Origin of the sequence: Streptomyces sp. NPDC088400 (assembly GCF_044753355.1) — a bacterium.
Lineage (GTDB): Bacteria > Actinomycetota > Actinomycetes > Streptomycetales > Streptomycetaceae > Streptomyces.
This window is the reverse complement of the sequence record NZ_JBIVMZ010000001.1, coordinates 1-25052: the sequence shown is the minus strand read 5'-3', so window position 1 is coordinate 25052 and position 25052 is coordinate 1. Positions and strand designations below refer to the sequence as shown.

The window sequence follows — 25052 nt, the reverse complement described above, 5'->3', positions numbered from 1 at the left end:
GCGGCGGGAGGCCTCGGGCAGTTCACCGTCGTCCCTGGAGCGCTGCGCCGCACTGGCGACCGGCCGTCACTCCTGGAGCAGACCGTCACACCTGGAGCAGCTCGACCCGCACGTCGGCCGGGAAGCCCGTCGTCGGTCCCGTCCTGCGCGCGAACTCCCGTACGCCCGCGAGCTGGTCGGGACCAAAACGGAAGTCGAGCGTCGTGAAGTACCGCTCCAGCAGCTCCGCGTCGAAGCTCTCCCAGCGCGCCGCCTGCTCGGCGACCTTCCCGACCTCCTCCAGCGAGAGGTCCCGGGACGCGAGGAACGTCTCGTGCACCGTCCGTACGGCCTTCGGCTCGCGCGCCAGATAGTCCTTGCGCGCCGCCCACACCGCGAAGACGAACGGCAGCCCGGTCCAGTCCTTCCACATCTGCCCCAGGTCGTGGACCTGGAGGCCGAGCCGGGGCGCGTCGTGCAGCGAGGCGCGCAGTGCGGCATCGCCGATCAGGACGGCCGCCTCGGCCTCCTGCATCATCACGCCGAGGTCGGGCGGGCACGTGAAGTAGTCGGGCTGGATCTTGTACTGCTCGCTCAGCAGCAGCTGGGCGAGCCGCACCGACGTACGGGACGTGGAGCCGAGCGCCACCCGGGCACCGTCCAGCTGCTCCAGCGGACCCTGCGAGACGATCACACAGGACATGACGGGCCCGTCGCAGCCGACCGCGAGATCCGGGAAGGCGACGAGATCGTCGGCGTTGCGGAGGAATTCGACCAGGGTGACGGGGGCGATATCCAGATCGCCCCGCACCAGCTGTTCGCTGAGCTTCTCCGGGGTGTCCTTCGTCAGATCCAGATCGAGCAGGGTTCCGGTCCTGGCGAGCCCCCAATAGAGGGGCAGGCAGTTCAGGAACTGGATATGGCCGACGCGCGGCCGGGTCCGGCGGTGGCCGGCTCCAAGGGCTCCAGGGGGTCCGGCGGCTCCGATACCGTCGACGGTGCCGGTTGCTTCTGCCGCTGTGTTTTCTGCTGGACTGTCCACATCGCGAGGCTAAACCCGCGCCCGTCCGCAGGCCGCTGCGGGGCACCGTTCGTCAGCACGTCAGGGCCTTCGTCAGGCGTCCGGGTGAAGTGATCTTTACCTCTACCGCTGCGCGCACGCTGCGTGCTAGGCTCGCCGCAAGTTGCAGTTTGGTTTCCCTTGCAGTACAGAGCCTGCGGAGCATGTAACCCGCAGGCTTTTGTAGTTTTCAGACTTCTTTGCAGGTTCTGGAGCAGGGCAACCCTTTGGCCCAAGGAGGGCTTATGGCTACCGGAACCGTCAAGTGGTTCAACGCTGAAAAGGGCTTCGGCTTCATCGCCCAGGACGGCGGCGGCCCGGATGTCTTCGTCCACTACTCCGCGATCAACGCGACCGGCTTCCGCTCCCTTGAGGAGAACCAGGTCGTGAACTTCGACGTCACGCAGGGTCCGAAGGGCCCGCAGGCGGAGAACGTCACCCCGGCCTAGTTGCCCGGGTCAGGCGATCGCGTAGAACCTGATTAGCAGTACCCAAGGAGCCCTGCTTCCCCCACTCGGGTGGGGAAAGCAGGGCTCCTGCCTTTTACCCGTCGTTTCCGTATACGACCACTCAGCATCCGTTCACTCAGCGCCCGTTCACTCAGCGCCCGTTCACTCAGCGCCCGTTCACTCAGCTTCCGTACAGCGCCTCGATGTCCATCGCGAAGTCCCGTGCGATCGCCGAGCGCTTCAGCTTGAGCGACGGGGTCAGATGGCCGGCCGCCTCCGTGAAGTCCACCGGCAGGACGCGGAACCGGCGGATCGATTCGGCGCGGGAGACCAGGCGGTTCGCCTCGTCCACCGCGCGCTGGAGCGATCCGAGCAGTTCCTTGTCCTCCGTCAGGGCGGCGAGCGGCACGTCCTGCTTCTTCTTCATCCGCTGCCAGTGGGCCAGGCCCTCCGGTTCGAGGGTGATCAGGGCCGTGACGTACGAGCGGTCGTTGCCGACCACCACGCACTGGCTGACCAGAGGATGGGCGCGCAGCCAGTCCTCCAGGGGCGCCGGAACGACGTTCTTCCCGCTCGACGTGATGATGACGTCCTTCTTGCGGCCGGTGATGGTGAGGTAGCCGTCGTCGTCCAGCGATCCCAGATCCCCCGTCGCGAACCAGCCGTGCCCGGACCCCGGCCCCGAGTCGGGCCCCGGCTCCAGTGCCGGTACGGCCTCACCGCTCCGGACGTCCCAGTAGCCCGCGAACACCTGGCCGCCGCGCACCAGCACCTCGCCGTCGTCGGCGATCCGTATCGAGGTCCCCGGCATGGGCCGGCCGACTGTCCCCATGCGGGGCTTCCGGGGTGGGGTCACGGTCGCCGCCGCCGTCGTCTCGGTCAGGCCGTACCCCTCGAAGGGCATGATGCCCGCCCCCGCGTAGAACGCGGCCAGCCGGCGCCCCAGCGGGGAACCGCCGCAGATCACGTACTTCACCTTGCCGCCGAGGGCGGCGCGGATACGCCGGTAGACCAGCGGTTCGTACAGCGCGCGGGCCATCCGCAGGCCGGGGGTGGGGCCCGGGCCGGTGCCGTGCAGGGCCGCCTCCTTGGCCTCGGCGTAGCGCCGCGCGATCCGCGCCGCGCGGTCGAAGGACGCAGCGCGGCCCATCCGTTCGGCGGTGGCGCGGCCGGTGTTGTAGACCTTCTCCAGGACGTACGGGATGGCCAGCAGGAACGTCGGCCGGAATCCCGCCAGGTCCGCCAGCAGGTCCTCCGTCTTGATGGAGGGCGCGTGCCCGACCCGTACTCCCGCGCGCAGACAGCCGATCACGACCATCCGCCCGAAGACATGGGAGAGGGGGAGGAAGAGGAGAGTGGAGAGCGGGGAACAGGCGGGGTCGGAAGTGGGCCGCTTGCCCGGCGATTTGAAGACGGGGTGGAGCAGCTCGATGGCGTTGTCCACCTCCGCGAAGAAGTTGGCGTGGGTGAGGACACAGCCCTTGGGGCGTCCCGTGGTCCCCGAGGTGTAGCTGATGGTGGCGACGGACTCCGGCGTCAGGCCGGCCAGGCGCGCGGCGACCTCCTCGTCCGGGAGGTGTGCGCCCGCACGGCGCAGGGAGTCGATGGCGCCGGTGTCGAACGCCCACAGGTGGCCGAGGCCGGGCAGCTGTTGGCGTTCCTGGCTGACGAGCCAGGCCTGTTCCTTGTCCTCGACGGCGCAGGCGACCGCGCCCGAGTCCTGGAGGATCCAGCGGGTCTGGAAGGCGGAGGAGGTCGGGTAGATCGGGACGGTGACCAGGCCCGCCGCCCAGGCCGCGAAGTCGAGAAGGGTCCACTCGTACGTCGTACGGGACATGATCGCGAGCCGGTCGCCGGGCCTCAGCCCCTCCGCGATCAGCCCCTTGGCGACGGCCCGGACCTCGTCGGCGAATGTGGCGGCCGTGACGTCCTGCCAGCGCCCGTCGGGCTGTTTGCGGCCGAGGACGACGGCGGCCGGAGCCTCGCGGGCGTTGTCGAAGGGGATGTCGGCGAGTGAGCCGTGCGGGACGGGTGTGGCGAGGGGCGGTACGGCCACCTCCCTGACGATTCCGTCCACCCGCACCTTGTGGGGCTCGTCCGCCTGAGGATTCCGCGGCATGGGGGGCTCGGCCTGCGGTACGAAGGGGGCGTCGGCGGGCCCGGGGACAGTGAGGTCGCCGACGGACCCGGGGACGGGGACGGACACGTGGGGGCTCCTCGTTCTTCGTTCTGGTGGTGCGGTTCCGCGTGGGGCGGAGCTACGGCAGGGCGACGGAGGCAGCGGCCACGCCGAACTCCCCTTCCCGGCAGAAGGGTTCAGACCGACCGGCGATCTCAGTCGCGCATCTTCCCTGACCTTTAGTCAGCAACGTTGCGTAAGTACGTAAACTACGACCGCGCGGGGAGCCGGAACAATGGCCGGGCTCCGTCTGCCGGGAAGTCTGAGGGGAACCTCCCCAGAAGACACAACTCGGGCACAGGGCCAGGCCGTTTCCTCACCGACGAGCGCATTCCCCACCGAAGAGCTTTCCTCTGCGAACAGCACTTACTCACCGAAGAACGCTTTCCTCAGCGAAGGGCGTTCGCCGACCAGCGCTCCCCGTCCATGAGGTTCCCCAGGCCCGTCCAGGCGAAGTTCATGAGCGTGGCCGCGGCCTCCTTCGCCGAGACGCCCGGCGTCTCGTTGGCCCACGCGGCGAGCGACTCCGCGGCCCCCACCAGCGCCTGCGCGAGTCCGGCCACATCGCGGTCGGGCAGATCGGGCGAGCCGTGCGCCTCACGGGCCGCGGGGCCGATCAGTCCCGTCACGTACGCGACCAGTTCGTCCCGCGTCTTCGTGGCCTCGGCCGCGAACGGCTCGCCCTGCGTACGTGCCTGGTGGTGCAGCACCGCCCAGCCGTCCGGGTGCCGCGCGGTGTGCGTGAAGAACGCCGTGAGCCCGGCCCACAGCCGCCGGTCCGCGGGCAGCCCCGGATCGACGCCCGCCTCCACCGCCGTGAGCAGTGCCCGCGCCTCGCGCCGGATACAGGCGGTGAAGAGGTCTTCCTTGGAATGCAGGTAGAGATACACCAACGGCTTCGATACGCCCGCGAGTTCCGCGATCTCGTCCATCGAGGCGGCGCGGTACCCACACTGCCCAAAGGTCCGTACGGCCGCGTCCATCATCTGCCGCTCACGCTCCGCGCGCGGCATCCGGCTGCTCCTGCCGTCCTGCTTGCTCCTGCCGTCCTGCTTGCCCTTGCTGCCCTGCTTGCCCTTGCCGCCCTGCTCGGCTTCGCCGCCCCGCTCCTTGCCGTTGCCGTTGCCCCTGCCGTCGGCCCTCAGGGAATCGCCGCTTGACCTCATGCCCCGCATTAACTTGCACGCCGGCGGTCGGGGTCAACCGCACCACCGCTCTTCCGGCCGCCCCGGTACGGCCGATACAGCTGACATGTACGGACACGGCCGACGCCCCGCCGCGGCACAGCGGAGCGCCCCCGGTTCCTGGAATTCGTCCGGAACCGGGGGCGCTGTGGGGCGAGCGGACGGAGAGTCAGGCCGCTACCGGGGCCGTCGTCCCGCGACCGGCCTCGGCCTCGCTGTCGTAGTCCTCCACCGGCGAAGCCGAGGCGGAGTTGTACGCGTCGAGGTCGAGGATCTTCTCCCGTGCCGCGACGACGACCGGGATCAGGGCCTGGCCCGCGACGTTCGTGGCCGTGCGCATCATGTCCAGGATCGGGTCGATCGCCATCAGCAGGCCCACGCCCTCCAGCGGGAGGCCCAGGGTGGAGAGCGTCAGCGTGAGCATGACGGTCGCACCGGTGAGGCCGGCGGTGGCGGCGGAGCCCACGACCGAGACGAAGGCGATCAGCAGGTAGTCCTGGATGCCCAGTTGGACGCCGAAGATCTGGGCGATGAAGATCGCGGCGAGTGCCGGGTAGATCGCGGCGCAGCCGTCCATCTTGGTCGTCGCGCCGAACGGTACGGCGAAGGAGGTGTACTCCTTCGGGACGCCGAGGCGTTCGGTGACCTTCTGGGTGACCGGCATGGTGCCGACCGAGGAGCGGGAGACGAAGGCCAGCTGGATGGCCGGCCAGGCGCCCTTGTAGAACTGGATCGGGTTGACCTTGGCGGCCGTCGCCAGCAGCAGCGGATAGACGCCGAACAGGACCAGCGCGCAGCCGATGTAGACGTCCGCGGTGAACGTCGCGTACTTGCCGATGAGGTCCCAGCCGTAGTCGGCGATGGCGAAGCCGATGAGGCCGATCGTGCCGATCGGGGCGAGCCGGATGACCCACCACAGGGCCTTCTGGAGCAGTTCCAGCACGGCCTCGCTCAGGGTGAGGATCGGCTGGGCCTTCTCACCGAGCTTCAGCGCGGCGATACCGGCGACGGCGGCCATGAACACGATCTGGAGGACGTTCAGTTCGGTGAACGGCGTGATGACGTCGGTCGGCACGATGCCGGTCAGGAAGTCGATCCAGGAGCCGGAGCCCTCGGGCGCCTTGCCGTCCTTCGGGGTGAGCCCGGTACCGGCTCCCGGGTTGGTGATCAGGCCGATCGCCAGGCCGATCGCGACCGCGATCAGCGACGTGATCATGAACCAGAGCAGGGTACGGGAGGCCAGCCGGGCCGCGTTGTTGACCTTGCGCAGGTTGGTGATCGACACCAGGATCGCGAAGAAGACCAGGGGCGCGACGGCCAGCTTCAGCAGCTGGACGAAGATGCTGCCGACCTTGTCGAGCGTGGTGTACAGCCAGCTGATGTCCTGGCTGCGGGCGAGCCAGCCGAGCAGTACGCCGAGCACCAGACCGGCGACGATCTGCGCCCAGAAGGGGACCTTGGGCAGCCGGAATCCCGGGCCCGATCTCGCGCCGGACGGCTTCTCGGGCTCGGCGGATACGGAGTTCGCGGACACGAACACACTCCAGACATGACGTATCAGGGAAATACGGGGGAAGGGGTGCGGCGCTCGTGCGTCAGAGAGGGCGCCGCTGCATGATGCCGGGTCAGACCGCGCGGCAACAGACCGCGGACATACAGCGGCAGAGATCGACATGCAGGCGCGCCACGAGCGGTATGCCCGTGTCGTGGCGTGGACGCACTGCTGACTTCATGTCGAACACGTTAACACTTCAACTTTGAGATGCTCAAAGCTCCCCTTTGGGGAAAGGTGCGCTGAAAACGCGACACCCCAGCACTGGAGCGGCGGCTCCGGTGCTGGGGTGTCGGGTGAGATGTCACGTTGTGAGGAAGCTTACGCAGCGCTTACCGGACGAGGGGCGCCCCTCGGGTGCCCACCCGGGATGGAGCGCCTAGTACCCACCCGGGATCGAGCTCCTACTGGAGGGCGCCGTCCTCCTGGGACCGGTTGGCCGCCAGCTTCGCCTTCGCACCGTCGACCTTGTCGACGAGCTGCTCGGACATCGCTTCGCGCTGCTTGCGCAGCAGCACGAAGCTGAGTGGCGCCGAGATCACGATGGAGAGCAGCAGCACCCAGACGAAGTTCGATTCGCCGAGCCCCTTCGGCAGCGCACCGACCTGGACCAGACCTGCGACGAGGACGAAGCAGCCGATGAAGATACCGAGGCGCATCGTGGTGTAACGGATCGTGGCGCCTGTCTTGGCAGTGGTCACAGCGGGCCTTCTCTCTTCCTCGTCGGAGGGGGGAACGTGTCCGAACAGTGAAGCACGCACCGTTCAGTACGGATTCAGCGGGAGCAGCATCATGATGTCGTCGCGGTCGTCGCCCGGTGCGACCCTGATCGCGTCGGGCACCCGTCCGACCTCCTTGTAGCCGCACGAGGCGTAGAACCTGTCCACGCCCGTACCGCCCCGGCAGGTGAGCCGTATCGCCTCGATGCCCTCGATCCCCCGGGCCGCCGCCGCGGCCGCCGCCATCAGGTCGCGCCCGTACCCCTTGCCCTGATGCCCGGGGTGGACCATCACCGTGTACAGCCAGAGCCAGTGCCGCATCAGCCGGTGGGTGTTGAGCGTGAGGAACGCCGTCGCTGCGACGGTGCCCTCCTCGTCGTACCCGACCAGCAGCCGGACCCGGCCCTCCGCCATGGCCGCGAAGTGCTTGATCAGCTCGGGCCGTATGTCGTCGGCCGTCACGGGAGGTACGAATCCGACGGCGCCGTCGGCGTTGGAGACCTCGGCCCAGAGCGCGAGGACCCCGTCACGCAGGGCGGGGTCCACCCTCGGGTCCAGCTCGAATGTGAGCGCCATCCCGCTGTCCCTCCGCCCTTCCGTCCCGCTGCCCTTCTGCCCTTGCGTCCCGCTGTTCCTCAGACCCGCATCGGCTGCGGGGACTCGCGGCGGTTCTCGTCCGGCCCCGGGTACTCGCGGATGATCTCGTAGCGGGTGTTCCGCTCGACGGGACGGAAGCCCGCGTCGCGGATGAGGTCGAGCAGGTCGTCACGGCCGAGCTTGTTGGGCGTGCCGTAGTTGTCCGCGTCGTGCGTGATCTTGTACTCGACGACCGAGCCGTCCATGTCGTCCGCGCCGTGCTGGAGCGCGAGTTGCGCGGTCTGCACGCCGTGCATCACCCAGAAGACCTTGACGTGCGGGACGTTGTCGAAGAGCAGCCGGGAGACGGCGAAGGTCTTCAGCGCCTCCGCGCCCGTGGCCATGGTCGTACGGGCCTGAAGGCGGTTACGGATCTTGCCGTCCTTCATGTCCACGAAGTCGTGCTGGTAGCGCAGCGGGATGAAGACCTGGAAACCGCCGGTCTCGTCCTGGAGTTCACGCAGCCGCAGCACGTGGTCGACGCGGTGACGGGGCTCCTCGATGTGCCCGTACAGCATCGTCGCCGGGGTCTTGAGCCCCTTCTCGTGCGCGAGGCGGTGAATACGCGACCAGTCTTCCCAGTGGGTGCTGTGGTCGACGATGTGCTGCCGGACCTCCCAGTCGAAGATCTCGGCGCCGCCGCCGGTCAGCGACTCCAGACCGGCCTCGATCAGTTCGTCGAGGATGTCGGAGGCGGACAGCCCCGAGATCGTCTCGAAGTGGTGGATCTCGGTGGCGGTGAACGCCTTGAGGGAGACCTCCGGGAGGGCTTCCTTCAGCGCGCTGAGCGAGCGCGGGTAGTAGCGCCACGGCAGCGTCGGGTGCAGGCCGTTGACGATGTGCAGCTCGGTGAGGCTCTCGCCCTCCATCGCCTTGGCGAGGCGGACGGCCTCCTCGATGCGCATCGTGTACGCGTCCTTCTCGCCCGGCTTGCGCTGGAACGAGCAGTACGCGCAGGACGCGGTGCACACGTTGGTCATGTTGAGGTGACGGTTGACGTTGAAGTGGACGACGTCGCCGTTCTTGCGCGTACGCACCTCGTGGGCGAGGCCGCCGAGCCACGCCAGATCGTCCGACTCGTACAGGGAGATCCCGTCCTCGCGGCTGAGCCGTTCCCCGGACCGGACCTTCTCCTCCAGCTCACGCTTGAGCCCCGCGTCCATACCGGCCGCCTCCCATACGTCTACCAATCGGACCTGCCGAGCCTACGCCCCCCGGCGGACACGACCGTGTGCGGCCCTCCGGTCCACCGGCCGCACACCCCCTCGGACCGCCACCCACCGGTCGCGGCCCGCCACTCCCCCGGCCGGGCCGGTCAGGCCTCGGGGTCTTCCGGGAGTTCGCCGACCCTGTTCTCCCACTTGGTGGAGAGCACGATGGTGGTACGGGTACGGGAGACGCCCTCCGTACCGCTCAGCCGGCCGATCGTCTTCTCCAGCCCGTCCACGTCGCTCGCCCGCACCTTGAGCATGTACGAGTCGTCGCCCGCGATGAACCAGCAGTCCTCGATCTCCCCGAGTTCGCTCATCCGGCGTGCCACGTCCTGGTGGTCGGCCGCGTCGGAGAGCGAGATCCCGATCAGCGCGGTGACTCCGAGACCGAGCGAGGCCGAGTCGACCGTGGCGCGGTAGCCGGTGATGACGCCCGCCGCTTCGAGGCGGTTGATGCGGTCGGTGACGCTGGGTCCGGAGAGCCCGACGAGGCGGCCGAGCTCGGCGTACGAAGCTCTGCCGTTCTCCCTGAGGGCCTGGATGAGCTGCCTATCCACGGCATCCATAGACTTGAAGCCTTCCATTATTCAGCAATCTCGCAAGTTGTGAAAAGAATCTAAGGCATGCTGGGCTTAAATTCTGCGAATCGTCGCCCTCGCGAGCACCGCCCCGTCCCGCACCACCCCGTTCGGCGCCGCGCCGTCCTGCCCGGCCCCGTCCCGCCGGCAGCACCACCCACCCGCGGGCGGCACCGGTCAACGCTCGCGGGAGCCGCCGAGCTCCCCCTCCCAGCGGCGGTACAACCGGTGCGGCACCCCCGCCGCGTCCAGCACCCGCCCCGCGACGAAATCCGCCAGATCCTGGATGTGCGTCGCCCCCGCGTAGAACGCCGGAGAGGCCGGCAGCACCACGGCGCCCGCCTCGTCGAGCGTGACCAGATGCTTGAGCGTCTGCCCGTTCAGCGGTGTCTCCCGTACGGCGACGACCAGCCGGCGCCGCTCCTTGAGCGTCACACTCGCCGCGCGCTGGAGCAGGTCCTTCGACAGACCGAGCGCCACCCCCGCCACGCACGCCGTGGACGCGGGGACGATCAGCATGCCCTTGACCGGGTACGAGCCCGAGGACGGCCCGGCGGCCAGATCTCCGGCGGCCCAGTACCGTACGTCCGCCAGATCCGGCGCCCGTTCGCGCGCGAACGTGTCCGGCTTGCCGTCCGCGCCACGCGCCAGCCAGGCACCCAGATCGTCCCGCCAGTGCGCGTCCCGGAACGCGATGCCCGTCTCGTCGAGCAGCGTCAGCCGCGACGACCTGCTGACCACGAGATCGACGCTCTCGCCCGCGTCCAGCAGCCCGCGCAGCACGGCGGCGGCGTACGGAGTCCCGGACGCGCCGGAGACACCGACGACCCACGGAACGCGCTGCCGCCGGCTGTGACTGTGACTGTGTACGTCCACCTGCTCCACACGTCCGAGCCTATCCGGCGGTCCGGCAGCGGGGACCGGGTGCGGTCGAGGTCGCTGCCGGGGCCCGGCGTGAGGCCTCTCGCGGTGGGGCGTCCCGCCGTCGCCGCCGTGCTACACCGTCAGGCCGCGGGTCAGCAGATCCAGCAGAGCGCACACGAACAGGGCGATCCCGATGAAGCCGTTGACCGAGAAGAACGCCCGGTTGAGGCGCGACAGGTCGTGCGGCTTCACGATCGTGTGCTCGTAGAGGAAGGCCCCCGCGACGATCACCAGCCCCACCCAGAAGAACGCCCCGGCGCCGGTGGCCAGCGCGTACCAGACCAGCAGAGCCGTCGTCACGGCGTGCGACGCGCGCGCCCCGTACAGCGCCGCCGGGATACCGAACCGCGCCGGTACGGACAGCACGCCGTGCGCGCGGTCCGCCTGGACGTCCTGGCAGGCGAAGATCAGGTCGAAGCCGCCGATCCAGACCCCGACCGCCAGGCCGAGGATCACCGCGTCCCAGGACCAGGTCCCGGTGATCGCGAGCCAGCCGCCGACCGGGCCCATGGCCTGGGCGAGACCGAGGATGGCGTGCGGGAAGTTGGTGAACCGCTTCCCGTACGGATAGACCACCATCGGGATCACGGCGATGGGCGCGAGGGCGAGACAGAGCGGATTGAGCGCGGCCGCGGCCCCGAGGAAGATGACGACGGCGACCAGCGCGCCGGTCCAGGCGGACCGTACCGACACCGCGCCCGTCACCAGTTCGCGGCCCGCCGTGCGCGGATTACGGGCGTCGATCTCGCGGTCGATGATCCGGTTGCAGGCCATCGCGAACGTACGCAGCCCGACCATGGCGACCGTGACCAGCAGCAGTTCGCGCCAGTGGACGGTCCCGTCCAGCTGGAACATCGCGGTCAGCGCGGCGATGTACGCGAAGGGCAGGGCGAAGACCGAGTGCTCGATCATGACCAGCCGCAAGAAGGCCTTGGTCCGGCCCGGCTGAGGAACCGCGGCGGCGGCGCTGCTCACAGCCCGTACCCCGGAGCATCCCCGCAGGCGCGGGGAGTACCCGTCCCCGCCCCGCTCGTCCTCATGGTGGGCGCGTGATTCACAGCCCGTACTCCTTCCAGCGCTTCGTCACCCGATCGGCGATCTCCGGGTCGGACTCGACCATCTCCGGCCAGCCGCCGTCCCGGGTGTATCCCTCTTCGGGGAGTTTCCTCGTCGCGTCGATCCCCGCCTTGCCGCCCCAGAACTGCTGGTAGGAGGCGTGGTCCAGGTGGTCCACCGGACCCTCGACCACGGTGAGATCGCGCGCGTAGTCGGTGTTGCCCAGCGCCCGCCAGGACACCTCGTGCAGATCATGGACATCGCAGTCCGCGTCCACGATCACGATCAGTTTGGTCAGCGACATCATGTGCGCGCCCCAGATCGCGTGCATCACCTTCTGCGCGTGCTTGGGGTATTTCTTGTCGATCGAGACGATCGCACAGTTGTGGAAACCGCCCGATTCCGGCAGGTGGTAGTCCACGATGTCCGGCACGATGATCTTCAGCAGCGGCAGGAAGAAGCGTTCCGTCGCCCGTCCCAGCGGGCCGTCCTCCGTCGGCGGCCGGCCGACCACGATCGACTGGAGCAGCGGCCGCTTACGCGTCGTCACACAGTCGATGGTGAGCGCCGGGAACGGCTCCTGCGGTGTGTAGAAACCAGTGTGGTCCCCGAACGGGCCCTCGGGCAGCGTCTTCCCGGGCTCCAGCCATCCCTCGATGACGACCTCGGCGTTCGCCGGCACCTGGAGCGGCACGGTCTTGCAGTCGACCATCTCGATCCGCCGGCCCTGCACGAAGCCCGCGAAGAGGTACTCGTCGATGTCCCCGGGCAGCGGCGCGGTGGAGGCGTACGTCACGGCGGGCGGACAGCCGAACGCGATCGCGACCGGCAGCCGCTCCCCGCGCTTGGCCGCCACCTGGTAGTGGTTGCGGCTGTCCTTGTGGATCTGCCAGTGCATTCCGATGGTGCGCCGGTCGTGGCGCTGGAGCCGGTAGAGCCCGAGATTGCGGACGCCGGTCTCCGGGTGCTTGGTGTGCGTCAGACCGAGGTTGAAGAACGACCCGCCGTCCTGCGGCCAGGTGAACAGCGCGGGCAGCTGGTCGAGATCCACGTCGTCGCCCATGAGGACGGTTTCCTGGACCGGCGCGTCCTTGATCTTCTTCGGCGGTACGTGGACCATCGAACCGAGCTTGCCGAACGCCTCGCGCACACCGACGAAGCCCTGCGGCAGCTCGGGCTTGAGCAGTCCGCCGATCTTGTCGCTGATGTCCGTGTACGACGAGAGCCCGAGGGCCTTGAGCAGCCGCCGGTCGGTGCCGAACACGTTCATGGCCAAGGGCATCGAGGAGCCGCGGACATTCTCGAAGAGCAGCGCGGGCCCGCCGGCCTTGTTCACCCGGTCGACGATCTCCCCGACCTCCAGGTGCGGGTCGACTTCGGCCTTGATGCGCTTGAGGTCACCCTCACGCTCCAGGGCGCGGAGCAGCGAGCGAAGATCGTCGTAAGCCATGCGTCCCAGTATCCGGTACTCGGTACCCTGGACCTGTCACGGGGGCCGCTCATCCGGTCTCGATCTCCATCACAGGGGGACCTCCATGCTTCGGGTGCTGATGTTTCTGGTGCCGTTGGCTCTCAGCATCTATGCCTTCATCGACTGCATCTCCACCGATGAGAAGGAGATCCGCTTCCTGCCCAAGCCTCTCTGGGCGATTCTGGTGCTGCTGTTCCCGCTGGTCGGCTCGATCTCGTGGCTGATCGTGGGCCGGACCCGTACGCCCGCGACGCGGCGCGGCGGCTGGGTCGCGCCCGACGACAACCCGGAATTCCTCAACTCCCTGAAGGACGAGAAGAAGGACGGGAAGAAGAGCGAGGACGGGAGGAACGGGAAGAAGAGCGGCGAGGAACCCGGACCGGGGCAGGACGACCCCGAGGCCGCCTCGCACCTGGAGCAGTGGGAGGCCGATCTGCGCCGCCGCGAGGAGGAGATCGAGCGTCGCGAGAACGGCGGCGGCAGCAGCGGCAGCGCGGACGACGCGCCGCCGAAGCCCTGAGGGCAGCCGGGACGTGACGACCGTGAACGCCACCGGGACGTGACCACCATGGACATCGCGCGGGTACGGGAGTGGCTCGCGACCGCCGTCGCGGAGGCGCGGACCGGGCTGGCCGAGGGCGGGATCCCGATCGGTGCCGCGCTGTACGGCCCGGACGGGACGCTCCTCGGCCGCGGCCACAACCGCCGTGTGCAGGACGGCGATCCGTCCCTGCACGCCGAGACAGCCGCCTTCCGCGCGGCGGGCCGGCAGCGCTCGTACCGGGGCACGACGATGGTGACGACGCTCTCGCCGTGCTGGTACTGCAGCGGCCTGGTCCGGCAGTTCGGGATCTCGCGGGTGGTGATCGGTGAGGCGGTGACCTTCCACGGCGGTCATGACTGGCTGGCGGAGCACGGCGTGGAGGTCGTCCTGCTCAACGACCCGGAGTGCACGGACCTGATGCGCGCCTTCATCGGGGACCGGCCTGAGCTCTGGTACGAGGACATCGGCGAGGACATCAGTCAAGACATCGGCCAGGACTGACGCGCGCCCCTACCGCCGAATACAGCGGTGCCCAAATACAGCGATGCCCCGCGGGAGTCAACCCCCCGCGGGGCATCTCTTTATGTAAGGGATGCACGCGTGCAGGCCGTTCATGCATCGCGTGCGCGGCTGTGCGCGGGCCTATACCCCGGCGTACGAATGCTTGCCGGTGACGAAGATGTTCACGCCGTAGTAGTTGAACAGCCAGCAGCCGAAGGCGATCAGCGCCAGATACGCGGCCTTGCGGCCCTTCCACCCGGCGGTGGCGCGGGCGTGCAGGTAGGCGGCGTACGCGACCCAGGTGATGAAGGACCAGACTTCCTTCGGGTCCCAGCCCCAGTAGCGGCCCCAGGCGTCGCCCGCCCAGATCGCGCCCGCGATGATCGTGAACGTCCAGAGCGGGAAGACGGCCGCGTTGACGCGGTAGGCGAACTTGTCGAGCGTCGCCGAGGCGGGCAGCCGTTCCATGACGGAGGTGGCGAACGTGCTGGGCGTGACGCCCTGGATCAGCTTCGTCTCGTACCGCTCGCGGAAGAGGTAGAGCAGCGTGGAGACCGCGCCGACGTAGAAGACCGCGCCGCAGAAGATCGCGGTGGAGACATGGATCCACAGCCAGTACGAGTGCAGCGCCGGGACCAGCTGGTCGCTGGCGGTGTACAGGACGGTGACCGCGAGCCCGAGGTCGAGCAGGACCGTGGTGACGAGCGGCAGTCCGATCCAGCGCACGTTCTTCTTCAGCGTGAGCAGCGCGAGGTAGAGGCCGACCGCCACGGTGGTGAACGTGATGTTGAATTCGTACATGTTGCCCCACGGCGCCCGCTGGACGGACATCGCGCGGGTGACCACACCGGCGGCCTCGACGGCCCAGGCGAGGACCGTGAGGGAGATGGCGATCCGGCCGTAGAGATCGCCCTGTTCGTCGCCGCCGTGCGCGCCGGGACCGTCCGGGAGGTCGCGGGTGCCGGACGCGGAACGGGTGATGATCTTCGGCCGTTCCAGGACGGCCGTGCCGCCCTTCTGTTCGGCCTTGATCTTCGGCTGATCCGCCGCGGCGGCCGTGGACTGTGCGCCGTCGGCGGTCAGCGCGGCGGCGGTACGGGCGACCTTGCTGCGGCTTCCGAACAGCCACTCGGCGATATGCGCGAAGAAGGCCAGCATGTAGACGGCCATGGACGAATAGATCAGCACATTGCTGGTCTGCGCCAGGCTCTCGTTGGTTGCGGCGGCGGCGGTTGCGGCGGCGGCGAGATTCACTTCTCAGCCCCTTCGACAGTCTCTACTGCGGAATCATCCGCGGGATCAGGCGCCGTGGGCGCCTCTGAATGGAGGGTGCCGGCCAGCTCGGCCAGTTCCTCGGGGAGCTTGGCGGACTCGCTGCGGCCGAGTCCCGCCATCTCGACGACGGTGACGCCGTCGGCGCCCCGCACGGCCCGGACCCAGACCCGGCGCCGCTGGATGAAGAGCGAACCGGCCAGCCCCGCGATGGCGGCGATCGCGCCACCGAGGGCCCAGCCGTCACCGGGCTGGTGCGAGATCTGGAAGCTCGCCCACTCCTTGACGCCCTTCTCGAAGGTGATCGAGCCGGCGCCATCGGGCAGCGTGAGCTTGTCGCCGGGGAGCAGCGTCTTCTTCAGGACGTTGCCCTTGGAGTCCTTGAAGGCCTTCATCTTGTCGGTGTTCAGCTGGTACACGTTCTGCGGCAGACCCGAGTCGACGCCCAGACTGCCGTGGTACGCGCCCACGTTGAGCACCGGGAAGTCCAGCGCGGGGAACCGCGAGAACATCTGTCCCGAGCCCTTGCCGCCGTACGTCGGCACGAAGAACGCGGCGAAGCCGAGCTGGTCCTTCTTGCCGTTCTTGTCCCGGTAGCCGTCCATCACCTTGATGGCGCCGGTGGACGAGACGTTGTTGTCGATGGGCAGCAGCGGGACCGCGCCCGTGAAGACCGGCTTGCCCTTGCCGTCCCGGACGGTGACGACGGGGGCGTACCCGTGCGAGATCAGGTAGACCTTCGAACCGTCGACGTCCAGCGGCTTGTTGACCTCGATGTCCGCCTTGCGTTCCGCACTCCCGGCTTCGGTGGTGTAGCGGACGGCCGCCTTGAACGTACGGGGCGTGCCCAGCTGCGGCCCGCTGCGCGCGTACGTACCGGTGAACTGGTCCAGGGTGAAGCTGAACGGCGCGAGTTCGTCCGTGTCGAAGAGGGAACCGGACTTGAAGTCGTCGTACTGGGTGAGGGTGTTGGAGAAGCCGTCGCCCTCGACGATCAGCTTGCCGCCCTCGGACTTGAAGAGCACCCCGCTGGCGAAGGCCACCAGCAGCACGATCAGCGAGACGTGGAACATCAGGTTGCCGGCCTCGCGGACGTAACCCTTCTCCGCCGCGACCGCGTCGCCGACCGTGTGGGCGCGGAACCGGCGCTTCTTCAGCACCGAGAGCGCGGCCTCACGGGCGGCCTCGGGCGCGACGGTGGTGCGCCAGGTGGTGTACGCGGGAAGCCGGTTGAGCCGCTTGGGCGCGGCCGGCGGGCGTCCGCGCAGCTGGCCGACGAACTGCCAGGTGCGCGGGACGATGCAGCCGATGAGCGAGATGAACAGCAGGATGTAGATCGCGGAGAACCACACCGAGCTGTAGACGTGGAAGAGCTGGAGGCTGTCGTAGACCGGGGTGAGCGTCTCGTGCCGGTCCTTGAACTCCTGCACCTTGAGCTCATCCACGTTGGCCTGCGGGATCAGCGAGCCGGGGATGGAGCCGAGGGAGAGCAGGAAGAGCAGGATCAGCGCGACGCGCATGGAGGTGAGCTGCCGCCAGAACCAGCGCACCCAGCCGACGATCCCGAGCGTGGGGCCGCCGATGACGGTGTCCTCGCGCTCCTCGCGGGGGGCGGTGGAGAGCTGGGAACCGGCGTCGCCGAGTTCGCGGGCGTCGCGGGATTCGGATGCGGCCCGGCTGTCGGCGTTCCGGGCATCGGGGATCTCGGGAGTACGGGGGGTCTTGTCCGTACCTTCGCCCCCGGTCGTACCGTCGATCCCGGTCGTGCGGTTGCTGTCTGCCTTGCTCATGGAACTAAATCCCCACCGTGAAGCCGTTGGACCAGCCCTGCATCTGCTGCACGATGCCGTCCCACGCACCGGTCAGCAGCAGCAGCCCGGTCACGATCATCATCCCGCCGCCGATCCGCATCACCCACACGTAGTGGCGCTTGACCCAGCCGAAGGCGCCCAGCGCCTTACGGAAGGCCACCGCCGCGAGCACGAACGGGATACCGAGGCCGAGGCAGTACGCGACGGTCAGTATGGCCCCTCGGCCGGCGCTGGCCTCGTTGAAGGCGAGGGCCTGCACGGCGGAGATCGTCGGGCCGAGGCAGGGCGTCCAGCCGATCCCGAAGAGCGCGCCCAGGGCAGGGGCACCCGCCAGGCCGGTCACCGGGCGCTTGTGGAAGCGGAATTCGCGCTGGGTGAACCAGGGCAGCATCCCCATGAAGAACACCCCCATGAGGATCATCAGCGCGCCGAGCACCTTGGACACGACGTCCCGGTACTCCTGGAGCGTCGCGCCGAAGTAGCCGAAGAGCGCGCCGCCCGAGACGAAGACGGCGGTGAAGCCGAGGACGAAGAGCGCGGCGCCCGCGACGATCCGGCCCCGTCTGGCGTCCGCCAGATCCGTACCGCTGATGCCGGTGACGTACGAGAGGTAGCCGGGCACGAGCGGCAGCACGCACGGGGAGAAGAAGGAAACGAGCCCGCCCAGCAGGGCGATGGGCAGCGCGAGCGTCAGCGCTCCGTTGTGGACGGTGTCGTACGTGCCCGAGCTCACGACCATGCCGGAGGCCTCGGCGAGAACCAGCACAGGATCACTTCTCCGCGATCAGCGGGTCGATCATCTTGCGCAGCTTCGTCTCGTCGAGCGCCATCAGCGAGCGGGCCGCGATCTTCCCGTCCCGGTCGAGCACGATCGTGGAGGGGATGGACTGCGGGTTGAGACTGCCCTTGGGGAACCCGTGGACGATGAGCTTGCCCGTGGGGTCGTACAGGCTCGGGTAGCGGACGCCGTAGTCCTTCTCGAACGCGAGCGCCGGGCCCTTGTTGGCGTCGCGGGTGTTGATCCCGACGAATGCCACGCCCTTGTCCTCGGTCTCCTTGGCGACCTTGGCGAAGTGCGGGGCCTCGGCGCGGCAGGGCGGGCACCACGAGCCCCAGACGTTCAGCACGACGACCTTGCCCTTGAGGTCGGCCACATCGAGCTTCTTGCCTTCGAGGGTCTCGCCCGCGACCTCGTTCACCGCCTTGCGGTCGGCTTTCGCGACGGTGGAGATGCCTCCGGTGTTCGTGACGAAATTGGTGTCACCACCACCGCCGGACTTGCCGCCGCCGCTGCACGCCGAGAGCGTCAGCGCCGCGACGACGACCGAGACCGGCAGGATGGCCCGAAGTCGACGGCCGGAACGGCGTCGGGGGGCGCGGCCTGAGTTCATGTGAAAAGTTTCGCATGAGCGATTCGGGGATCTTGCGCACCCCCCTGGCTGCCCGTTAAGCCCCTTGTCAAGACGGATTAAGGAATGCGTTCCAACCGCCGGCCGGGGCCTGTCCGACGTCCAGCGTACGGAGCTTGGCGAGTACGGCCGGGTCCTGAACGTCGAGCCAGTCGGCGAACTGGCGGAAGGACACCAGCCGTACGTCCTTCTTCCCTGCCATTCCCTTGAGCGCTTCCTCGACGGCGTCCATATATATTCCGCCGTTCCACTCCTCGAAGTGGTTGCCTATGTAAAACGGCGCGCGGTTCGTTTCGTACGCCCGGTTGAAACCGGCGAGATAGGCCTCGGTGGCCTGCTTGCGCCAGCCCGGATAACGCGAGGGCATCCCCTTGGTCGAATTCTTCGACTGATTGGCGAGGATGTTGTAGTCCATGGAAAGGACTTCGAAACTGTGCCCGGGGAACGGGACCGCCTGGAGCGGGAAGTTCCAGATGTCCCGCGACTTGCCCGGCCACTGCTGGAGGCCGCCCGGGGAACTGGCGTCGTAACGCCAGCCGAGCTTCTTCGCCGTCGGCAGCAGATTCTCCTGGCCGAGCAGGCAGGGCGCCCGGCCGCCGACCAGTTCCTTGCGGTAGTCGAAGGGCAGCGGATCGAGTTCCTTCCAGCCCGTGTTCGTACGCCACTCGGTGACGAAGGACACGGCCTGGTCGATCTCGCTGCGCCACTGCTCCGGGGTCCAGTTCCCCACCGAGCCGGAGCCGGCGCAGAAGTGGCCGTTGAAGTGCGTGCCTATCTCATGACCGTCGAGCCATGCCCGACGGACGTTCTTCAGCGTGTCCTTGATGTGATCGTCGGTGAGATAGCCGATGTCAGAGGCACCGACGGGGTTGTTCGGCGGGCGGTACATCGTCTTCTTCGACTCGGGCAGCAGGTAGATCCCGGAGAGGAAGAAGGTCATCGCCGCGTCGTGTTCCTTGGCGAGGTCGAGGAAGCGGGGGAAGAGGCCGTTGCCGACCTCGCCCGCCCCGTCCCAGGAGAAGATCACGAACTGCGGCGGGGTCTCACCCGGTTCGAGGGGGACGGGCTTGGACGGCTGATGCGGCTGCTTTCCGGTGTCGGAGGTGGAGCCGTCCCCGATGAGCCGGCCCTGATGGCCGGAACTACCGGTCCCGCTTCCGCCGTTACCGGTGCCCTTGCCCCCGTCCGACCGTCCTGCCTCACTGCCGCCGATGGAGCCGCAAGCCGCGAGTCCCATCGTGGCCGCGGCTCCCATTCCGGCTCCGAGCAGACCCCTTCTGCTGATGTCGCGCATACCGTTCCCATCCCCGCTCGTACGTTCAGATGCCACTCATACGAGTCTTACAAGCGGCAGCAGTGGAGATGACGGGCGGGGCGGCGGGGTTCCAGCAATTCCTACTTTTTGCCGTGTAACAAGAGCTGTGACAGAGCTCGGCAATGCGGGACGGCAGTGGCGCGGATGGGCGGTAGCGGCGCGAACGCGTGCTGTGACGAATAGCGGCAGTAATTCCGGATGGCAGAACGTCACCGGTCACTCATTACAGGTTACGCGTAACACGTAACCCTTCGTGCTTTATTCGTCACGCCTTGGCTGTCATGCCTTGGCTGTCATGCCTTGGCTGTCACGCCTTACCCGTCACGGCCTACCCGCGTCACGGCCTACCCGTCACGCGCCGAATGCCTTGGCGCCGCCCTTCACCGGCTTGGCGCCGGCGAGGAGATGGGCGGGAACAAGATCACGAGCGGGTTCGGAGTAGCCGACGGAGACGATCCTGTCGCCCTGATAGGTGAAGCTCGTCAGGGACGCGAGCGTGCACTGCCGCCGGCGCGGGTCGTGCCAGAGCCGGCGCCGTTCGACGAAGCTCCGCACGATCCAGATCGGCAACTGGTGGCTGACACAGACCGCTTCGTGCCCACGGGCCGCGTCGCGCGCCGAGGTCAGGGCGCCCATCATCCGTACGACCTGATCGACGTACGGCTCGCCCCAGGACGGCCGGAACGGGTTGGTCAGGTGCTTCCAGTTACCGGGCTGCCGCATCGCGCCGTCGCCGACACCGAAGGTCTTGCCCTCGAAGACGTTGGCGGCCTCGATCAGCCGGGCGTCGGTGCCGAGGGGCAGGCCGTGGGACGTGGCGATGGGGGCCGCGGTCTCCTGGGCGCGCTCCAGCGGGGAGGAGACGACGTGGGTGATGTCACGGTCCGCGAGGTGCTCGGCGACGCGGTCGGCCATCTGCCGCCCCAGGTCGGAGAGGTGGTAGCCGGGGCGCCGTCCGTAGAGGACGCCGTCGGGGTTGTGGACCTCGCCGTGCCGTACGAGATGGACGACGGTGATGTCGCCCCGCCCGTCCTGCTCCGACTCCTGCTCCATCTGCCGGAACTCCTCGGCCCGCTCCTGCTCCCGCTCCTCGGCCCGCTCCCGCTCCTCGCTCATGCCGCACTCTCCGGCTCGGTGGCCTCCGCGGCGGCACGGGCGGCGGCGGGCAGCGCCGCGGCGATCCGCTCCACCGCGCGCTCGTCGTGGGCGGTGGAGACGAACCACGACTCGAAGGAGGACGGCGGCAGGTAGACGCCGTCGGCGAGCATCGAGTGGAAGAACGGGGTGAAGCGGAAGGACTGCTGCTTCCTGGCGTCCTCGTAGTCACGGACCTCGTCGGCCGTGAAGAAGACGGAGAACATGTTGCTCGCCGTCTGCACGCGATGGGCGACGCCTTCCTTGCTGAGCGCCTCCGTCACCAGCGCCTGGATCTGCTTCGAGACGGCGTCGACCTTCTCGTACTCCGCGTCGCCGAGCAGCCGCAGCTGCGCGAGGCCCGCGGCGGTGGCGACGGGGTTCCCGGAGAGCGTGCCCGCCTGGTAGACGGGCCCCGCCGGAGCGAGCCGCCCCATGATGTCGGCCCGGCCGCCGAACGCGGCGGCGGGGAAGCCACCGCCCATGACCTTGCCGAAGGTCATCAGGTCGGGCACGACACCGTCGATGCCGAACCACCCGGCCTTCGACGTACGGAATCCGGTCATCACCTCGTCGGAGACGTACAGCGCGCCGTCTGCGGCGCAGATCTCCTTGAGCCCGGCGTTGAAGCCGTCACGCGGCGGCACGACGCCCATGTTGCCGGGCGACGCCTCGGTGATCACACAGGCGATCTCGCCGGGGTGCGCGGCGAAGGCCTGGCGTACGGCGTCGAGGTCGTTGTACGGCAGGACGATCGTGTCGCCGGCCTGCGCGCCGGTCACGCCCGGGGTGTCCGGCAGCCCGAAGGTCGCGACACCGGAACCCGCCGCGGCGAGCAGCGCGTCAACATGCCCGTGGTAGCAGCCGGCGAATTTCACGACCTTCGCCCGCCCGGTGAATCCACGGGCGAGCCGGATCGCGGACATGGTCGCCTCGGTACCGGACGACACGAGCCGTACCTGCTCGACGGGCGCGATCCGCGCCACAATCTCCTCGGCGAGCGCGACCTCGCCCTCACCCGGCGTACCGAAGGACGTACCGCGAGCGACCGCGGCCTGGACGGCTTCGATGACCTCGGGGTGCGAATGACCGAGAATCATCGGCCCCCAGGAACATACGAGGTCGACATATTCGCGACCGTCCACATCGATGAGGTATGGACCGTTACCGGACACCATGAACCGGGGCGTACCGCCCACCGCGTGGAAGGCACGCACGGGAGAGTTCACGCCGCCGGGGGTCACAAGGGCCGCACGGTCGAAAAGCGTCTGCGAAACTGGTGCGTCATAGGGGAAGCTCACGGAATCCATGGTGTCAGAGGCTCGGACGTTCTTGCGGACAGGTGTTTCACCGGCCGTTCGTGGGGGAGGTCACTGTCACGATGATCGGGTTGCGCGGCCACGGCTGCGAGTGGTCGGGTGGAGATATGCATCGCGGTGGCGGACTGGGCGAGGGGACCGACGACCTGGGTCCCGAACGTGCCCAGCGGGGCAGGCACCGACGACATGAGCGCCGCGAACGCGATGCCCGCGAGGGCAGTGCGGCCGGTGAGGCCCGTGAGCAACCTCCGGGAAACGACGCACGTCCGGAGAGCAGGAGTGGTGGCCGGGTGGGGGTGACCTACAAGTACTTCGGCGCGCCTGACGGAGCGACAGCAGCCCGCGTCCCCATCTCGATGCGGCCGGAGGAGCTGGGCGGCGACGAGCTCGGCATGGGTGGCATGTTCTCCAAGATCAAGCCCGAGACGATAGCGGCGATGGTCCTGACGGGCATACAGGGCATGCCCCTGAACAAGGTCCCGCCGCTCGAACTGGTCGTGCTGCACCCGGATTACGCGGTGGTCAAGCTCCCCATGACGGTCGTGGACCCGCTGCGCGGCGTCGGCGAGGAGTCGGTGGGCGCGGCGGCCTTCATCTGGTCGACGGTCCCGGACCGGGGCGGCCCGAGGGACGCGTTCAACGTGTACCAACTGCTGCACGAGTGGCAGGACTTCTCGCATCGGCTGCACGAGGCGGGGCATCAGCCGTACTGCTTGGTGTGGCCCTGACCTGAGGTTCTCGCGGATTGGGCGGGGCTTTCGGGCTCCGCCTTCTTCATGCCCGTTGAGGGACCGTCAGGCGGCCAGGGCACATGGGTTCGGCGGAGTGCGAGTCTCGCTCGACGGCAGCAGGTGCGTGCAAGTCCGCAGCGTGATGTGCGTGGCGCCGAGATATCCGAGCATCACCACCTGGGTACGACACTTCGGCCGATATCGCGCTTCACCAGACCGCCTCACCGTCATGCAGGTACACCGGCCGTCCCCCGTCCAATGCGTGTACGGCGGCGTCCAGCCGGTGCCGCATTCGCGTACTCAGCAGTTCCCGTGCCTTGTTCAGGGTCACGAAGCGGGCTTCGGACAGTTCCTCGTCGTGCGGGCGTAGTTCCTCGGCCGCGTCGAGGGTTCCGCCGTCGAAGATGAACGCGATCTGGTCGTCCCACGGGCCGTGCGGTGCGACCCAGTCCACGACCAGCAGTCCGCGTACGTCGATGTCCCTGCCCAGTTCCTCCCGCAGTTCCCGCCTGACCGCCAGCTGCGAACCCTCCTGGGCTGATGACGGCCAGCGCAGGGCCCGAACGCTCCTCGGCGTCCCAGGTGTTGCGAACCCTCCTGGGCTGATGACGGCCGTGGCAGGCGGGTGAGACCACGGTCTCCGTGCTCGCGTTGCGAACCCTCCTGGGCTGATGACGGCCCTGGTGCAGCGGCGGTCCTGCTCGGACCTGCGGTGGTTGCGAACCCTCCTGGGCTGATGACGGCCGGTATCGAGCTGCTCGGCCTGGTCGTCGTCGCGTTGCGAACCCTCCTGGGCTGATGACGGCCACTCGCGACGTCACACCAGATGATTGCCAAGGTGTTGCGAACCCTCCTGGGCTGATGACGGCCAGGACGCGGAAGGCCTCGGCTTCCCGGTGGTCGGGCAGGGTTGCGAACCCTCCTGGGCTGATGACGGCTGAAGGTGACGGGCTCGCCGCGGGCGAGGAGGTCATGTTGCGAACCCTCCTGGGCTGATGACGGCAAGGCCACCATCGTCAGCCAGGCAAGGGAGATCGCGGTTGCGAACCCTCCTGGGCTGATGACGGCGTACATGTCGGTCAGGTACTGCGGGACCGTCAGCCCGTTGCGAACCCTCCTGGGCTGATGACGGCCGGCGGTCGCCTTCTTGTTGGTGCGGGCCATCATCGGTTGCGAACCCTCCTGGGCTGATGACGGCGTGTTGCCGCTGGTCCTGATCAGACCCAGCGCCATACGTTGCGAACCCTCCTGGGCTGATGACGGCGTGCAGCTGCCCGCCACCCGCGCCCAGGCCCAGCGCGTGTTGCGAACCCTCCTGGGCTGATGACGGCCATCGCCGCGAAGAAGCGCGGAGACCGCAAGACCACGTTGCGAACCCTCCTGGGCTGATGACGGCACGTCTCACCCGCCTGATCTACAGCACGTCGGTGGCGTTGCGAACCCTCCTGGGCTGATGACGGCTGTCGGCCGGGCGTCCGTCCCGGCCTACCCCTCAAGTTGCGAACCCTCCTGGGCTGATGACGGCCTCGGTCGTCCGACTTCACCGGGACCACTGAGCGTCGGTTGCGAACCCTCCTGGGCTGATGACGGCTCCGTACGGGTGCCACCCCTGGTGCCCGGGTGTGGGTGTTGCGAACCCTCCTGGGCTGATGACGGCCCGGGTGCGGCGGTCCCACACGTGGGCGATGAGTTGCGAACCCTCCTGGGCTGATGACGGCATGCCCTGGGCCCGCTTCGATGACCGGTTCCCCTGTTGCGAACCCTCCTGGGCTGATGACGGCGGGCAGGGCTGGAAGTACCAGCAGATCCAGGTGTCGCGTTGCGAACCCTCCTGGGCTGATGACGGCCCGACAGCCGTTCCGATGCTTCGGCGGACCGGTCGTTGCGAACCCTCCTGGGCTGATGACGGCTCCTTAAAGAGAGCCCCCGTTATGTTTTTCGCGGTCCTGCAATGGGGCCGCTGGCCTCCGGGCCCGGTATGACTGTGTCCCCTCTGTCGAAGGCATGACCTGGGGGGT

23 protein-coding genes and 1 CRISPR repeat array are annotated in these 25052 nt (G+C 68.4%); of the genes, 4 read left to right on the top strand and 19 right to left on the bottom strand.

The window, feature by feature from the left end; all coding sequences use genetic code 11:
* Positions 1–85: 85 nt before the first annotated feature.
* Entirely contained in the window at positions 86–967 is an 882-nt protein-coding gene (locus ACIQD6_RS00115) for a menaquinone biosynthetic enzyme MqnA/MqnD family protein (RefSeq protein ID WP_401877996.1), read from the bottom strand.
* 317 nt (positions 968–1284) lie between these two features.
* On the opposite strand from ACIQD6_RS00115, the gene ACIQD6_RS00110 reads away from it, so the two are divergent.
* On the top strand, positions 1285–1488 hold the full coding sequence (locus tag ACIQD6_RS00110; RefSeq protein WP_017948713.1) for a cold-shock protein: 204 nt from the start codon (positions 1285–1287) through the stop codon (positions 1486–1488).
* A gap of 181 nt (positions 1489–1669) precedes the next feature.
* Here ACIQD6_RS00110 and ACIQD6_RS00105 read toward each other — a convergent pair whose 3' ends face one another.
* The 10 genes from ACIQD6_RS00105 to ACIQD6_RS00060 form a co-directional block, all read right to left on the bottom strand.
* On the bottom strand, positions 1670–3607 hold the full coding sequence (locus tag ACIQD6_RS00105) for an AMP-dependent synthetase/ligase (RefSeq protein ID WP_401877995.1): 1938 nt from the start codon (positions 3605–3607) through the stop codon (positions 1670–1672).
* A gap of 449 nt (positions 3608–4056) precedes the next feature.
* Positions 4057–4680, bottom strand: coding sequence for a TetR/AcrR family transcriptional regulator (locus tag ACIQD6_RS00100; protein WP_401877994.1), 624 nt, complete (start codon positions 4678–4680; stop codon positions 4057–4059).
* A gap of 340 nt (positions 4681–5020) precedes the next feature.
* Positions 5021–6385, bottom strand: coding sequence for a dicarboxylate/amino acid:cation symporter (locus ACIQD6_RS00095; RefSeq protein ID WP_401876560.1), 1365 nt, complete (start codon positions 6383–6385; stop codon positions 5021–5023).
* Between the two features lie 422 nt (positions 6386–6807).
* On the bottom strand, positions 6808–7062 hold the full coding sequence (locus ACIQD6_RS00090; RefSeq protein ID WP_401877992.1) for a DUF4229 domain-containing protein: 255 nt from the start codon (positions 7060–7062) through the stop codon (positions 6808–6810).
* A 105-nt stretch (positions 7063–7167) separates the two neighbouring features.
* On the bottom strand, positions 7168–7698 hold the full coding sequence (locus ACIQD6_RS00085; protein WP_401876558.1) for a GNAT family N-acetyltransferase: 531 nt from the start codon (positions 7696–7698) through the stop codon (positions 7168–7170).
* Positions 7699–7757: 59 nt separating this feature from the next.
* A complete protein-coding gene (gene mqnE / locus ACIQD6_RS00080; RefSeq protein WP_401876556.1) occupies positions 7758–8921 on the bottom strand; it encodes an aminofutalosine synthase MqnE in 1164 nt (387 codons plus the stop codon).
* 152 nt (positions 8922–9073) lie between these two features.
* Positions 9074–9535 carry an Lrp/AsnC family transcriptional regulator gene (locus ACIQD6_RS00075; RefSeq protein ID WP_401876555.1) on the bottom strand — a complete coding sequence of 154 codons (462 nt, stop codon included), beginning with the start codon at positions 9533–9535 and terminating at the stop codon, positions 9074–9076.
* A 189-nt stretch (positions 9536–9724) separates the two neighbouring features.
* Positions 9725–10432, bottom strand: a complete 708-nt coding sequence (locus tag ACIQD6_RS00070) for a UbiX family flavin prenyltransferase (protein WP_401876554.1) — start codon at positions 10430–10432, stop codon at positions 9725–9727.
* A gap of 111 nt (positions 10433–10543) precedes the next feature.
* Positions 10544–11446: a menaquinone biosynthesis prenyltransferase MqnP gene (gene mqnP, locus ACIQD6_RS00065; RefSeq protein WP_401876553.1), complete on the bottom strand. Its 903-nt coding sequence runs from the start codon at positions 11444–11446 to the stop codon at positions 10544–10546.
* A gap of 79 nt (positions 11447–11525) precedes the next feature.
* Positions 11526–12977: a menaquinone biosynthesis decarboxylase gene (locus ACIQD6_RS00060; RefSeq protein WP_401876551.1), complete on the bottom strand. Its 1452-nt coding sequence runs from the start codon at positions 12975–12977 to the stop codon at positions 11526–11528.
* An 85-nt stretch (positions 12978–13062) separates the two neighbouring features.
* On the opposite strand from ACIQD6_RS00060, the gene ACIQD6_RS00055 reads away from it, so the two are divergent.
* Positions 13063–13518, top strand: coding sequence for a PLD nuclease N-terminal domain-containing protein (locus ACIQD6_RS00055; protein WP_401876550.1), 456 nt, complete (start codon positions 13063–13065; stop codon positions 13516–13518).
* A gap of 48 nt (positions 13519–13566) precedes the next feature.
* The gene (locus ACIQD6_RS00050; protein WP_401877991.1) at positions 13567–14043 is read left to right on the top strand and encodes a nucleoside deaminase; all 477 of its coding nucleotides are present in this window, start codon (positions 13567–13569) and stop codon (positions 14041–14043) included.
* A gap of 141 nt (positions 14044–14184) precedes the next feature.
* Here the strand turns inward: ACIQD6_RS00050 and ccsB are convergent, their stop codons facing one another.
* The 7 genes from ccsB to hemL all read right to left on the bottom strand — a co-directional run bounded on the left by ccsB (position 14185) and on the right by hemL (position 22294).
* Positions 14185–15297: a c-type cytochrome biogenesis protein CcsB gene (gene ccsB / locus ACIQD6_RS00045; protein ID WP_401876548.1), complete on the bottom strand. Its 1113-nt coding sequence runs from the start codon at positions 15295–15297 to the stop codon at positions 14185–14187.
* Positions 15294–17105: a cytochrome c biogenesis protein ResB gene (locus ACIQD6_RS00040; RefSeq protein WP_401876546.1), complete on the bottom strand. Its 1812-nt coding sequence runs from the start codon at positions 17103–17105 to the stop codon at positions 15294–15296. Before ACIQD6_RS00040 ends, ccsB begins: the two co-directional genes overlap by 4 nt.
* A 4-nt stretch (positions 17106–17109) precedes the next feature.
* Positions 17110–17865, bottom strand: coding sequence for a cytochrome c biogenesis CcdA family protein (locus tag ACIQD6_RS00035; RefSeq protein ID WP_401877989.1), 756 nt, complete (start codon positions 17863–17865; stop codon positions 17110–17112).
* Between the two features lie 31 nt (positions 17866–17896).
* Positions 17897–18517: a TlpA family protein disulfide reductase gene (locus tag ACIQD6_RS00030; protein ID WP_401876544.1), complete on the bottom strand. Its 621-nt coding sequence runs from the start codon at positions 18515–18517 to the stop codon at positions 17897–17899.
* A gap of 67 nt (positions 18518–18584) precedes the next feature.
* A complete protein-coding gene (locus tag ACIQD6_RS00025; protein WP_401877987.1) occupies positions 18585–19829 on the bottom strand; it encodes a hypothetical protein in 1245 nt (414 codons plus the stop codon).
* A gap of 372 nt (positions 19830–20201) precedes the next feature.
* A complete protein-coding gene (locus ACIQD6_RS00020) occupies positions 20202–20903 on the bottom strand; it encodes a histidine phosphatase family protein (RefSeq protein WP_401877985.1) in 702 nt (233 codons plus the stop codon).
* A gap of 59 nt (positions 20904–20962) precedes the next feature.
* Entirely contained in the window at positions 20963–22294 is a 1332-nt protein-coding gene (hemL, locus tag ACIQD6_RS00015; protein WP_401876542.1) for a glutamate-1-semialdehyde 2,1-aminomutase, read from the bottom strand.
* Positions 22295–22410: 116 nt separating this feature from the next.
* Between hemL and ACIQD6_RS00010 the strand changes: the two genes are divergently transcribed.
* Complete coding sequence (locus tag ACIQD6_RS00010; RefSeq protein ID WP_401877984.1) at positions 22411–23031, top strand: hypothetical protein; 621 nt, start codon at positions 22411–22413, stop codon at positions 23029–23031.
* 211 nt (positions 23032–23242) lie between these two features.
* Here the strand turns inward: ACIQD6_RS00010 and ACIQD6_RS00005 are convergent, their stop codons facing one another.
* Positions 23243–23488, bottom strand: a complete 246-nt coding sequence (locus ACIQD6_RS00005) for a hypothetical protein (protein WP_401876541.1) — start codon at positions 23486–23488, stop codon at positions 23243–23245.
* A gap of 65 nt (positions 23489–23553) precedes the next feature.
* A CRISPR array of direct repeats spans positions 23554–24944; the repeat unit is 29 nt; unit sequence GTTGCGAACCCTCCTGGGCTGATGACGGC.
* Positions 24945–25052: the final 108 nt, after the last annotated feature.